Source organism: Microbacterium enclense (assembly GCF_001456955.1).
GTDB classification, from domain to species: Bacteria; Actinomycetota; Actinomycetes; order Actinomycetales; family Microbacteriaceae; genus Microbacterium; species Microbacterium enclense.
Genome location: NZ_KQ758470.1, coordinates 24,615 through 37,244 on the forward strand (window position 1 = coordinate 24,615; position 12,630 = coordinate 37,244).

General features: G+C 65.4%; 11 protein-coding genes. 6 read left to right on the plus strand and 5 right to left on the minus strand.

Annotated features, from left to right (window positions below; genetic code table 11):
- The first annotated feature begins 91 nt into the window (after positions 1 to 91).
- The 6 genes from AS029_RS08045 to AS029_RS08070 all read left to right on the plus strand — a co-directional run bounded on the left by AS029_RS08045 (position 92) and on the right by AS029_RS08070 (position 7,000).
- Positions 92 to 610, plus strand: coding sequence for a hypothetical protein (locus tag AS029_RS08045; RefSeq protein ID WP_139168067.1), 519 nt, complete (start codon positions 92 to 94; stop codon positions 608 to 610).
- Complete coding sequence (locus tag AS029_RS08050) at positions 607 to 3,273, plus strand: LGFP repeat-containing protein (RefSeq protein WP_058232088.1); 2,667 nt, start codon at positions 607 to 609, stop codon at positions 3,271 to 3,273. Before AS029_RS08045 ends, AS029_RS08050 begins: the two co-directional genes overlap by 4 nt.
- A gap of 225 nt (positions 3,274 to 3,498) precedes the next feature.
- Positions 3,499 to 3,765 (plus strand): hypothetical protein, encoded by a 267-nt coding sequence (locus AS029_RS08055; protein ID WP_058232089.1) that lies wholly within the window; start codon positions 3,499 to 3,501, stop codon positions 3,763 to 3,765.
- Complete coding sequence (locus AS029_RS08060; RefSeq protein ID WP_058232090.1) at positions 3,762 to 4,886, plus strand: glycosyltransferase family 2 protein; 1,125 nt, start codon at positions 3,762 to 3,764, stop codon at positions 4,884 to 4,886. Before AS029_RS08055 ends, AS029_RS08060 begins: the two co-directional genes overlap by 4 nt.
- A complete protein-coding gene (locus tag AS029_RS08065; protein ID WP_058232091.1) occupies positions 4,883 to 6,127 on the plus strand; it encodes an acyltransferase family protein in 1,245 nt (414 codons plus the stop codon). The genes AS029_RS08060 and AS029_RS08065 overlap by 4 nt, the downstream gene beginning before the upstream one ends.
- Positions 6,128 to 6,136: 9 nt before the next feature.
- Positions 6,137 to 7,000, plus strand: a complete 864-nt coding sequence (locus AS029_RS08070; protein WP_058232092.1) for an NAD-dependent epimerase/dehydratase family protein — start codon at positions 6,137 to 6,139, stop codon at positions 6,998 to 7,000.
- Between the two features lie 42 nt (positions 7,001 to 7,042).
- On the opposite strand, the gene AS029_RS08075 is transcribed toward AS029_RS08070, so the two are convergent.
- From AS029_RS08075 to rfbA, 5 genes are all read right to left on the minus strand, one after another.
- Positions 7,043 to 8,272 (minus strand): ABC transporter ATP-binding protein, encoded by a 1,230-nt coding sequence (locus AS029_RS08075; RefSeq protein ID WP_058232093.1) that lies wholly within the window; start codon positions 8,270 to 8,272, stop codon positions 7,043 to 7,045.
- A gap of 4 nt (positions 8,273 to 8,276) precedes the next feature.
- Positions 8,277 to 9,188, minus strand: a complete 912-nt coding sequence (locus AS029_RS08080; RefSeq protein WP_058232094.1) for an ABC transporter permease — start codon at positions 9,186 to 9,188, stop codon at positions 8,277 to 8,279.
- A 91-nt stretch (positions 9,189 to 9,279) separates the two neighbouring features.
- Positions 9,280 to 10,680: a sugar nucleotide-binding protein gene (locus tag AS029_RS08085; RefSeq protein ID WP_058232459.1), complete on the minus strand. Its 1,401-nt coding sequence runs from the start codon at positions 10,678 to 10,680 to the stop codon at positions 9,280 to 9,282.
- A gap of 5 nt (positions 10,681 to 10,685) precedes the next feature.
- Positions 10,686 to 11,684, minus strand: a complete 999-nt coding sequence (rfbB, locus tag AS029_RS08090; protein WP_058232095.1) for a dTDP-glucose 4,6-dehydratase — start codon at positions 11,682 to 11,684, stop codon at positions 10,686 to 10,688.
- Positions 11,684 to 12,553 carry a glucose-1-phosphate thymidylyltransferase RfbA gene (rfbA, locus tag AS029_RS08095; protein WP_058232096.1) on the minus strand — a complete coding sequence of 290 codons (870 nt, stop codon included), beginning with the start codon at positions 12,551 to 12,553 and terminating at the stop codon, positions 11,684 to 11,686. Before rfbA ends, rfbB begins: the two co-directional genes overlap by 1 nt.
- Between the last annotated feature and the right edge of the window lie 77 nt (positions 12,554 to 12,630).

Sequence of the window (12,630 nt, forward strand, 5' to 3'; positions counted from 1 at the left end):
ATACAAAGTCAGTGCACCGTGTCGCCACCGCGTGTATCGACGAACTGTTGATACTGGAGAAATGAATCCCCCAAGGTCAGGGTGGTCGACGATGAGCAGCCGTCGACGACGGAGCTTTTCCGCGGCATCCGTGCTCATTCTCGCGGTTGTCGTGAGCGGCTGCGCGACGCCCGGCGGCGGGGCTGCGTCGCCCGTGGCGACGGAGACATCGGTCTCCGCCAGCGCGACGCCGACACCCGCGCCGACGCAGTCCGACGTACCGGAGGTCGCTCCGACGCCCACCGGTGAGCCGATACCGAACCCGGTTCCCACGGTGACGGGCTCGGCCTCCGTCACGATCGTGAACTGGCACGGCGATGGACGCATCCTGTCGGCATCGGGACTCGTCACGGGCGCGCAGCAGACCGATGGACGGTGCACGCTGACCGCGACATCATCGAGCGGGCAGGTGCTCACCGGGGAGGTAGAGGCACAGTCGACACCGGCCGCCATCAACTGCGGCCTCATCGACATCCCCGCACCGACGGGAAGTTGGCAGCTGGTCCTGTCGTATCGGGACGGCGACGATCTCCTATCGTCCGCGCCGGTCACGGTCGAACAGCCGAGATGATTCGTCCGCGGTCCTCCCTCCCGGCCGTCGTCATCGCCATCATCGCGATGGTCGTCGGTCTCCTGCCGGTGCTCGCGCCTCCGGTCGGAACAGCCGCCACCGCCGCGGACGCACGGAACTTCCAGGACGGATTCCTCATCACGGACGGCAACTTCCTGAATGCCGCCTCCATGAACGCCGAAGAGATCCAGGCTTTCCTGAACGGTAAGGTGACCTCGTGTCGGGGCACGAACGGGATGCCGTGCCTCAAGGACTACACGGCGCAGTCCACCCCGGTACTTGCGGCTGACACGTACTGTGGCGCGTACCCCGGCGGCACGATGAGCGCCTCGCGCATGATCGCCGAGGTGTCGTTGGCGTGCGGGATCAGCCCGAAGGTCCTGCTGGTCATGCTGCAGAAAGAGCAGGGCCTGGTCACCGACACCTCGCCCACTCCGCGGCAGTACTCGGCCGCGCTCGGGCAGGGCTGTCCGGATGGCGCCGCGTGCGATCCGCAGTACGCCGGCTTCTTCTACCAGGTCTACGGCGCGGCCCGTCAGTTCCAGATTTATCTGAAGAACCCCCGCTGGTACGCGTACCAGCTCGGCTGGAACAACATCCTGTACCAGGCCACACCGCCCGACAACGACCGTGTGTGCGGCACCAAACGCGTCAACATCACGAACGACGCCACGCGAGCGCTGTACATCTACACGCCCTACACGCCGAATCAGGCTGCGCTGAACAATCTGTACGGCACGGGGGACTTCTGCTCGGCGTACGGGAACCGCAACTTCTGGCGCCTGTTCACGGATTGGTTCGGCGACCCGACGGCGGACCCCGTGAAAGGGGAGTACGCCCGCGTCTGGGCATCCCTGGGTGGATCCGGCGGCCTGCTGGGCCCGCCCACCTCGGCCGAGCAATGCTTCGGCCGGTGGTGCCAGCAGTCGTTCCGCAACGGAACCATCTTCTGGTTCCCCGGACGAGGAGTCTTCGGAGTCCCCACCATCATCGAGTCGATGTGGCGGAACCTGGGCTTCATCGACGGCGTGGTCGGAATGCCCACAGGAGCCCCGGTGTGCGAAGGCGATCTGACCTGCGTGCAGTCCTTCGACGGCGGTCTCCTCGCCGCCGATCGCGTGGGAGGGAACCTCGTCGGTCGGAGCGTCGAATCCGCATGGACGGCGTCCGGCGGCATCAAGCTGGGTGGCGCTCGCGGACCCGAGGTCTGTACGGGCAGCCGATGCGCACAGACGTTCGCGCATGGAGCGCTCTTCTCCGGGGGCACCGCGACCGCGGTGACAGAGCCCATCTTCACCGCCTGGACGGCCGCCGGCGGGAGTTCCGGGAGCCTCGGATTCCCCTCCGCGAATGCGGATTGCGTACCGGCCGGGTGTACGCAACGGTTCGCCGGCGGCCTCATCGCCTCCGGACGCGACCACGCCGAGGTGGTCCCGGAGCCGATCGCCACGAAATACCTCGGCGTGGGCGGCCCGGCCGCGGTCGGTGGTCCGGTCGCACCGCAGGTGTGCGGCGGCGGCTTCTGCAACCAGGAATTCGAAACGGCCAGAATCGATACCTCCGCGCAGGGGACCTTCATCACCATGCAGTGGTTCTTCGGTGCCTGGAAGGCCGAGAACTTCGAGAAGGGTCGTCTGGGAAGACCTTCGTCGGACATGGTGTGTATCCCGCGGACGTGTTATCAGCCGTTCGCGGGGGGCACGCTCTCGGGTACACCTTTCGGCGGGGTACTTCCGGTCTACGGGGCCTACCGCGACTTCTGGATGGCTTCAGGTGGGCCGACGGGCACGTTCGGGCTGCCGACCACCGCGGAGATCTGCAACGGGCGCAACTGCACCCAGTCGTTTGAAACCGGAACGATCGCGTGGACGCCCACGTATGGCATGGTGCCGGTGACCGGGCGGTTCCTCGCGCCGTGGCGTCAGTCGGGCGGGGGGTCCGGGCCGCTGGGAGCACCGCGTTCGGCCTCGTCCTGTACGGGCGCCGTCTGTTCGCAGCAGTTCCAGGGTGGTGTCCTCACCTCGACACCGAAGGGTGCGATCGTGCCCGTCACGGGCGAGTACAACGACGTCTGGATCCGGACAGGGGGTGCCTCCGGGCAGCTGGGTCTTCCTACGGCGGGTGAAACCTGCAACGGGCATGACTGTTCCCAGCCCTTCGAGAAGGGCGTCATCGTCTGGACGCCGGCTCACGGTGCCATCGTTGTCTCCGGGTGGTTCGTCGCTCCGTGGCAGGCGAACGGCGCCGGTCAGGGCAGGTTGGGGGCACCCATCGCCGAAATGGTCTGCATCCCTCAGACGTGCTACCAAGCATTCGAAGGAGGCACGCTTTCTGGCTCACCGTCGGCTGGGGTCATCCCGGTCTGGGGTGCGTACCGCGACGTGTGGATGGCGTCCGGCGGACCGTCCGGCGCTCTGGGACTGCCGATCCGCGCCGAGGCGTGCTTCGGGAACTATTGCGAGACGCCGTTCGAAAAGGGAACCATCATCTGGCGGCCATCCGTGGGAGCGATCGACGTCATGCCCCCCGTCTACGCCCGGTGGGTCGACTCCGGCGGAGCATCGGGTCGCTACGGGTTGCCGCTGCAGAAGGCCTCGACGACCAATGCGACCGTCTCGCAGCGGTTCGAAAAAGGGACCATCTCCGTCGGCGGTGCGCGCTGATGGCGAGGTGGCGGCGCGGGATGCGCAGGACGCCGGATGGTAACCTGTGGTCCGATGTGGGCCTTCTCCGCCGGCTGATCCGTCGGCGCGTCGATCCGCTCATCGTGCCGGTGTTCGGCTGCCCGTCCGAACACACTGGTCCTGTCCTGTGCGGCAGCATGCCGGAGAGTGAGGCCTGGTCCCTGTGCGGTGCCGTCGGGCTGGCAAACGAGAGAGGTGTTGGCGGTGGGGCCAAACAATGAGCTGACGCAGGACACGGTGGCATCCGTATCGCTGGAGCGCGCGCTGCAGGACGCGGAGGTCGCGAACCGCCGGGTCATCGAGCTCACGCGAAGCTTGCTCGAGCGGGAGGATCAGATCGCGAAGTTGCAGATCGAGATCGTCTCGTTGAAGCAGATGCTCGACCCCCGTCGGAAGATGGAGCACGTCTTCCGTAAGAATCACGCGCTGTATGTCGTCGCACGTCGCGCTCGGAGGATGATGGGGCAGTGACCTCGGCCCGCCCCCGCATTCTTCTCGCCGTCACGTTCTACAATGGACGCGACTTCGCCCGACGCACCTTCGAGTCCATCGCTCGCGTCGACCGAGATGGTTTCGACCTCGATGTCCTCGTGCTCGACGACTGCAGCCCCGAGCCCGGCTTCAGTGCGTTCCTCGAAGATCTTGCGCGCGAATTCGGAGCGGTGTTCTACCGCTCCCCCCGCAACCTCGGTATCCCGCGCAACGTGAATCTCGGCCTGGCGACGGCACAGCGTCTCGGGTACGACTACGTGATCATCTCCAACTCCGATGTGATCTATGCACGCAACTCGGTGCGCGTCCTTCTCGACGTCATCGCGAGTGCTCCCACGGCGGCATCCGCGACCGCCTGGTCCACCAATGTGGACCCTTACTCGCTTCCGAACGGGACCGAGCTCTTCGTCGAGTCCGCTGAGGTCACCGACATGATCGGCGAGGCGCTCGAACAGCGCTTCGGACTGGAGTCGCTCGACATCCCCGCCGGTATCTCGTTCGCAATGATCGTCCCCACGTCGGTCCTGCCGACGGTGGGACTCATGGATCCCGTCTTCGGCCGCGGGTACGGCGAGGAGTCCGACTGGTCCGCCCGGGCGACGAGCGCCGGGTACCGCCACCTGCTCGCGCAGGGGTCCTTCGTCTACCACGCGGGACGTGGTTCCACCCTCGCAGCGGGTGTCGTCTCTCAGAGCGAAGTGGCGGACTGGAGCAACCAGCACATCGTCAACCACCGTTCACCCATGTTCCGGTGGGCCGTAGACGCGTTCCTGCGCTCTGGGGTGCTCGAGGGGGCACAGATCGACGCCGTGGCCGCCCTCGTCGCAGCGGCGGCCGCCAAGGGCGGCTACGGCCTCATCGACCCCACCGTGGACTGGGTCGACCAGGACCCCAGCGTCGTCATGGTCGCCATCCGATCGCAGGCGTACGAGATGTGCACAGCTCACTGGTGCGGCTTCACGGTCGAGATCGACACCGACGGTCCGGACGTCCTCGGCGCGATTCGCGAGTTCTTCGCCGGGGCGGACCCCGTCTACACGAACATCCCGGACGCGACCTGGGACGGCGCCGCGGAGTTCGGCTACCCCGTTGGCGTGTGAACGGAGTGCGTAGTCTCGGCGACGCATTCGACCCGCGCAACAACTCCATCGGCTTCCTCCGCTGGCTGATGGCCTTCATGGTCATCTTCTCCCATGCGGGGCCAGTGGCCGGCATCTTCGGCGCCGTGGATGTCGGGGCGCAATGGGGTGCAGAGACATCGCTCGGCGGTGTCGCCGTCACCGGGTTCTTCTTCCTATCCGGAATGTTGATCACGCGAAGCATGGTGCGGTCGAGGTCGCCGTTCCGGTACCTATGGCACCGGGTCGTCCGAATCTTCCCGGCGTGGTTCCTGATTCTCGTCGTGACCGCATTCCTCCTGGCGCCGCTTGCATGGATCCATGCCGAAGGCACGATCCGGGGGTATCTGTCGTACCCGTTCGACTCGCCCTGGGACTACGTCTGGAACAACTTCACGCTGGTGCTCAACCAGTGGGCGATCGCAGGCACGGGCGCACAGACCCATGCCGTTCAGGTGGGCTACAACAGCTGGAACGGGTCGGCATGGACCCTGATGTACGAGTTCGCCTGCTACCTGGGCGTGCTCGCTCTCGGGGTGGTCGGCGCGCTCAGCGGGCGCGTCGTGGGGGCCGCCGTCGCGGCGGCCGTGCTCATGCTGAGTACCTTCCAGGCGCTGCACATCGGAGATCTCGCCGGGGCGATCCAGACGCTTTCCAATCCGCAGGTCCTTCAGCTCGCTGCGCCCTTCGCCTTCGGCACCATCGTGCAGCTGTTCATCGAGAAGGTGCCTCTCGACGACCGATTGGGCATCGCAATGCTCGTCGTCGCGGGGCTGTGCTGGTGGAGGGGCGGGTGGTTCCTTTTCGGGCAGTACGCCTTCGCCTACGGCCTCATCTGGTTCGGAACCCGGGTGAAGGGATTGGCCGGATGGGATCGGCACGCCGACCTCTCTTACGGCATCTACATCGCGGGATGGCCCGTCATGTTCCTGCTCGCCGAATACGGACTGCCCGCTTACTCCGGTGGTCTGTGGTACTTAGTGTGTGTGATCGTGCTGGTCCATCTCTACGCCTACTTGAGCTACATGATGATCGAGAAGCCCGCTCTCGACTTAAAGAACTGGATGCCTCGCTGGCTCGCTCGCGTGCGGGGTGTCGACGCGGTCGCGCCAGGAGGAGGCGGGCCCGGGCTTCTGCGGCGGACGCGATTCGTGCCGTTGTCCCTGCTGCTGCTGATCACCTTGGGGCTCGTTCTCGTCGGTGCTGCTCGAAACTGGGCTTAGGAGGTCCTCGTGGAAAGAACCGTCGTCATTACAGGTGCCGGAGGCTACGTCGGCCGCCACGTGACGAGCGCAGTCGCCGCCTTGGGGTACGAGCCGATCGCTCTGGTACGACGGCATCGACCGGGCGATTTCGACAGCTTGACACGGGTGGTCGAAGCCGACGTTCTCGAACCCACTTTCGACATCACATCCGTAGCGGCTCCCGACCGAATTGCAGCGGTCGTCCACCTGGCATGGCAGGACGGGTTCGTCCACAACGCTGCGTCTCACCTGGAGCGGCTGTCCGACCACTACCGATTCCTTACCTCCCTCCCGAAGGCCGGCATCGCACGCATCGCGGCGCTCGGCTCAATGCACGAGATCGGATACTGGGAGGGGGCCGTGACAGCGGAGACACCCACCAATCCGGTGACGCTATACGGCATCGCGAAGGACGCGCTCCGACGGTCCGCAATGCTGTCGATCGCAGACCGCGCCGCTTTCGCGTGGCTTCGGGCCTACTACATCCTCGGCGACGACCGTCGAAACAGCTCGATCTTTGCCAAGCTCCTCGAAGCGGCCGACCGCGGTGAGAAGGTGTTCCCATTCACCACCGGGAAGACGCTCTACGACTTCATCGACGTTTCGGAACTCGGGCGGCAGATCGCTGTCGCCGCTGTCTCTGACGGGGTCACGGGCGTCATCAACGTCGCGACCGGTCGACCGGAGTCGCTCGCGAGCCGGGTCGAGCGCTTCATCGACGAGAACGGTCTCGACATCACCCTGCAGTACGGCGCTTTCCCCGACCGCCCGTATGACTCGCCCGGCATCTGGGGTGACGCGACGCGCATCCGCGGCCTCATGGCCACGTCGCTTTTCGACGGACGCGCCTGATCGTTCTTCTCTCGGCACCCCTCGGCGACGAACCGGGGGGCGTCAGCGTGCGCCGGTGGCGGAGCCTTCGACGTCGATGCGGAGGTACCCCGTCGCCCGCGAGTCGAACTCGACGTTGAAGGATGTCGCCTGCATGATGTTGTGCAGATCGTTCCCGTTGCCATCGATGAGTGTGGCGTTGACAAAGTATTTCCCGCCGGCGAGCGGCGGGTCCTTCAAGACGAACGACACCTCCGTCTGCCCGACGATCGGCTTCACGGGGGTCTTGAGCCAATCCGTCCCCGTCACGAACATTTTGTGACCCATGTGGTCGTCGATCTGGATCCGGCACCCCCACGCGTCCAGACGCTGAGAGGCGAGGGTCAATCGAACCTCAAGGTTGTCTCCGGGCTGCAGCGCTTCACCGACAGCACGGCCAATGACCGTCGCGGTCACCTCACCGACGGATCCTTGAGGGCGTACGGCCGTCGGCTCCTTCGCGTCACGCTCAGCCACACGACGCTCTTCGAGCAGGTCGCGGAACCGCGCGACCGCCGTCGAGGGCTTTCCGTCGAAGATGACCTCGCCGTGATGCAGGAGCACCGCACGGCTGCAGAGCTCGACAACCTGATCGAGGGAGTGCGTCACCAGGATGATCGTGCGACCTTCCTTCTGGAAGTCGCGGATGCGATCCATGCACTTACGCTGGAACGCCTCGTCACCCACCGCCAGCACCTCGTCGACGAGGAGCACGTCAGGGTCCGTGTGGACGGCCACCGCGAATGCGAGTCGCACGTACATACCCGACGAGTAAAACTTCACCTGGGTGTCGATGAAGTCGCCGATGGCCGCGAATGCGACGATGTCGTCGAACTGCGCTTCGGTCTCTTCTCGGCTGAGGCCGAGCACCGAGGCATTGAGGAAGACGTTCTCGCGGCCTGTCAGGTCGGGGTGGAAGCCGGCGCCCAGTTCCAGGAGCGCCGCGAGGCGGCCGCGTTCCTCGACGGTGCCGGACGTCGGATCGACGATGCCGCCGATCACCTTCAGGAGGGTGCTCTTCCCCGACCCGTTGTGGCCGATCAGGCCGATGGTCTCACCGGCGTAGATGTCGAGGTCGACGTTCCGCAGCGCCCAGAATTCCTTCTTGTGTCGGCGTCCGGCGCGTCCGAGCGTGACGACCCTTTCCTTGATCGACGAGTCCTTGCGGATGGTGAACTTCTTCGATACGTCTCGTATGCGGGCGACTTCCGGGCGGATGACGTCATCCGCAGGGGCCGAGGGGGAAGGGTGCATGACGTCACAGCTCCTGGGCGAAGTTGCCCTGCAGGCGGATGAAGAGGCGGTGGCAGATCAGAAGAAGGACTGCACCGATGGCGAATGCGATTCCCATGCGCAGGAGCAGGTCCGAAGGCCACTCGGCAGAGTCGCCGGCGACCCAGAAGGCACGCTGGAAACCGAGAACCGCAAGGGTGAGCGGGTTGTTCGTGTAGATGTCGAGGACCGCCTGAGAAGGGATGAGCGTTTTCGCCATCTGCCACGAGTAGACGATCGGGCTCGCCCAGAACAGCAGCATCGTGATCACCTCGACCAGGTACTGCACGTCGCGAAGGTACACGTTCACAGCGCTGAAGAGCAGGCCGAACGCTGTGCCGTACACGACGATGAGAGCGACCGCCGGGATCGCATAGGCCAGCTGAGGATGGAAGGGAGGCTTCGCGACCAGCAGTGTCGCTGCGATGAGGACCAGAAGCTGGATGCCGAAATTGAACAGCGCTGATCCCACGCTCGCGAGAGGGAAGACCTCTCGTGGCAGGTAGACCTTCTTCACGAGCCCGGCATTCGCGAGGACGGAACCCGTGCCCCCGACGACGATCTCCGTGAAGAGCCCGATCGCGCACAGACCGGCGAAGATGTAGACGGCGAAATCGGGGATACTCCGTGCCGCCTGGAGGAACTGCCCCATCACGACGAAGTACACGGCGAGCTGGATGAGGGGCCGGATCAACGACCAGAAGAATCCGAGCGTGGAGTCTTTGTAACGTGCCTTCAGGTCGCGCCGCACCAGCAGGTTCAGCATTTCCCGGTGCGAGAAGATGGCGCGAACCGCACCCCACCACGCTCCACGGCCGGTGATTGCCCCCACCGGAGTGAGGGGGGTCGCGGCGAGACGCTCCAAACGGAGCGCGGCCTGTTCATTTGCACGTGACATCACCCTGATTCTACAGGGCCTACCTTCGGACCCCATGGGCGCGCGAGCGCCAACAGCGGCTGATGCGAGGTCCGTGCCGTTCCGAGGGTCTTTACGAGGACAGGTACTCTGCGAGGCGTTGCTGCCACGTCGCGCCCGGATCTGCCGTCTCGAGGACGCTATTGCGTGGTCTGCGCGAGACGGGTCCATCGGCGGCCGCGAAGTAGTCGTCGGTGCTGACCCCGGACACCCGATCGGGATCGTGTCCGGTGAGCCGGAACACCTCCCGGGCCACGTCGTACCACGAGGCCGGTTCGCCGCCGCTGGTCACATTGTGAACACCGATCGGCGCGCCGGAGCGCAGGAGGTGGGCGATGCGTGAGGCGACGTCGGAGGCGAGAGTGAGCCGGCCCGTCTGGTCGTCGACGACCTTGGGGTCGACGCCGCGTTCGGCGAGCCCGGCCATGGTGCGGACGAAGTTGCGGCCGTCGCCGATGACCCAGCTCGTGCGCACGATGTAGTGCCTCGGAACGACGGAGACGATCGCGTCGCCCGCGGCTTTGGTCTGCCCATAGACGCCGAGTGGTGACGCGACGTCGTCCGAGGTGTACGGGCCGGTCTTGTCGCCGTCGAAGACGTAATCACTCGACACGTGCACCAGGGTGATGCCGTTCGCCGTCGCGACGCGAGCCAGGGCGGCCACTGCCGTCACATTGGCCGACCACGCGTCACGGCGGCCCTCCGGCGTCTCCGCCTGATCCACGCTGGTATAGGCGGCGCTGTTGATGATGGTGCCGTAGTCGCGCCAGCGGCGCGCGGCATCCAGACCGGGCGCGGTGAGATCGAGGTCCTCGCGTGAGGCGTACTCGATCCAGGGATGATCACCGAACTCCGCGCGCAGCGCTCGTCCGAGTTGCCCATTGGCTCCCGTGATCAACATCTTCTTCGGCGGCATGGGCACGACATCCGCGAGACGCGGGTGCTCTTTGTCTTTCGCGCTGATCTCGACTTCGTCGAGCGGGATGGGCCAGTCGATCGACGCGGTCTCATCGGCCAGGTTCAGGAAGGTGTAGGTCGCATCCGGCGACCAGTGGTCGTTGACCAGGTAGGTGTACGCCGTATCGGGTTCGAGGGTTTGATAGGAATTGCCGACCCCACGGGGAACGAAGATCGCCGACGACGGGTCGAGCTCGGTCGTGAAGACAGCGCCGAAGGTGTCGCCTTCACGCAGGTCAACCCACGCGCCGAAGATCCGGCCCGTGGCGACCGACACGTACTTGTCCCAGGGCTCCGCGTGGATTCCGCGGGTGGTTCCCACCGCGTCGTTGAAGGAGATGTTGTTCTGCACCGGCCCGAAATCGGGGAGGTCGATCCCCGCGGCTGTCATCTTGGCGCGTTGCCAGTTCTCTTTGAACCAGCCCCTCGCGTCTCCGTGAACGGGCAGGTCGAGGACGACCAGACCGGGGATGGGTGTTCGTCGAACCGACAGGGTCTTTCCGAACTCGATGGACACCGAAGTCACTGACCCTTGCTCGCGTAGAAAGCCTCGACGCCGTCCTTGGTCGGCGCCCACCAGGCCTCGTTGGCTCGGTACCAGTCGATCGTGGCGGCGAGCCCCGACGCGAAATCGCCGTAGGTGGGCGTCCAGCCGAGCTCGCTGCGGAGTTTCGTCGAGTCGATCGCATAGCGCAGGTCGTGACCCGGGCGGTCGGTGACGAGGTCGTACGCGTCGGTGGGCCGACCCGTGAGCTGCAGAATGAGTTCGACGACGCTCTTGTTGTCTTTCTCGCCGTCCGCGCCGATGAGGTAGGTCTCACCGATGACGCCCTTGTCGAGGATGGTCAGCACCGCCGAGGAGTGGTCGTCTGCGTGGATCCAGTCGCGAACGTTCTCACCCTTGCCGTACAGCTTCGGACGAATTCCCCGCAGGACGTTCGTGATCTGGCGGGGGATGAACTTCTCGACGTGCTGGTACGGCCCGTAGTTGTTGGAGCAGTTGCTGATGGTGGCCTGCACTCCGAACGAGCGCACCCATGCCCGGACCAGCAGGTCGGAGCCGGCCTTCGTCGACGAGTAGGGAGACGAGGGGTTGTAGGGGGTCTGCTCGGTGAAACGGTCGGGGTCATCGAGCTCGAGGTCTCCGTACACCTCGTCGGTGGAGATGTGATGAAAGCGCGTCTCGTGACGACGCGCGGACTCCAGCAGGGTGTAAGTGCCGATGATGTTCGTGTCGAGGAACGGCCGTGGGTCATGCAGGGAGTTGTCGTTGTGCGACTCCGCCGCATAGTGCACGACCGCGTCGGCTGCGGCGACGAGGGGGTCGACGACCGCGGTGTCGGTGATGTCCCCCACCACCAGGCGAACCCGTTCTTCCGGCAGCCCGTCCAGGGACGCGCGATTGCCGGCGTAGGTCAGCTTGTCGAGGACGGTCACCGTGTGATCGGTGTGCGATAGGACGTGGTGGACGAAATTGGAACCGATGAAGCCCGCACCGCCGGTGACGAGAAGGTGTGACATCAGTGGCCTCTTTCCAAGATCTCGAGCAGGTACGAGCCGTACCCCGATTTGACCAGCGTGTTCGCCCGGTCGCGGAGTTCGGAGTCGGAGAGGAAGCCCTGCCGCCAGGCCACCTCTTCGGGGACACCGATCCGAAGGCCCGTGCGCCGCTCGATCGTCCGCACGTAGTCGGCGGCATCCGTCATCTGATCGAAAGTGCCGGTGTCCAACCACGCCGTGCCGCGGGGGAGTACCTCGACCTGCAGCTTGCCGCGTCGCAGGTACTCGGCGTTGATGTCGGTGATCTCGTACTCGCCGCGCGGTGAGGGCTGGAGGGTGCGGGCGATTTCGATCACGTCGTTGTCGTAGAAGTAGAGGCCCGGTACGGCGAAGTTGCTCTTGGGGTCGGTCGGCTTCTCTTCCAGCGAGATCGCCCGGCCCGCGCCGTCGAATTCGACGACGCCGTACGCGCGCGGCTCCGCCACCCAGTAGGCGAAGACTGCGCCGCCGTCGACGTTCTCGTAGCGCTTGAGCTGCGTTCCGAGGCCAGGACCGTAGAGCAGGTTGTCTCCGAGCACCAGCGCCACGTTGTCATCGCCGATGAAGTCGGCGCCGATGGTGAATGCCTGTGCCAACCCGTCCGGCGAGGGCTGCTCGGCGAAGGACAGCTGGATGCCGAACTGGGAGCCGTCACCGAGGAGACGCCGGAAGAAGGGCGCATCGTGGGGGGTCGTGATGATCAGGACGTCGCGGATCCCCGCGAGCATGAGCGTCGACAGCGGGTAGTACACCATCGGCTTGTCGTAGACCGGAATCAACTGCTTCGAGACGCCCAGTGTGATCGGGTGCAGACGTGTGCCCGATCCACCGGCGAGAATGATGCCCTTCACGCCCCTCATGCTGTCATATACCGGGACATGCTCCTGACGGAAGGAGGCGTCGAAGCGTCGGCCGGCGCACGAACCCT

Excerpts from the sequence above, each read along its gene's own strand:
- AS029_RS08045 (WP_139168067.1), top strand. The coding sequence starts at position 92 with ATGAGCAGCCGTCGACGACGGAGCTTTTCCGCGGCATCCGTGCTCATT.
- AS029_RS08050 (WP_058232088.1), top strand. The coding sequence starts at position 607 with ATGATTCGTCCGCGGTCCTCCCTCCCGGCCGTCGTCATCGCCATCATC.
- AS029_RS08075 (WP_058232093.1), bottom strand. The coding sequence starts at position 8,272 with ATGCACCCTTCCCCCTCGGCCCCTGCGGATGACGTCATCCGCCCGGAA.
- AS029_RS08080 (WP_058232094.1), bottom strand. The coding sequence starts at position 9,188 with ATGTCACGTGCAAATGAACAGGCCGCGCTCCGTTTGGAGCGTCTCGCC.
- rfbB (WP_058232095.1), bottom strand. The coding sequence starts at position 11,684 with ATGTCACACCTTCTCGTCACCGGCGGTGCGGGCTTCATCGGTTCCAAT.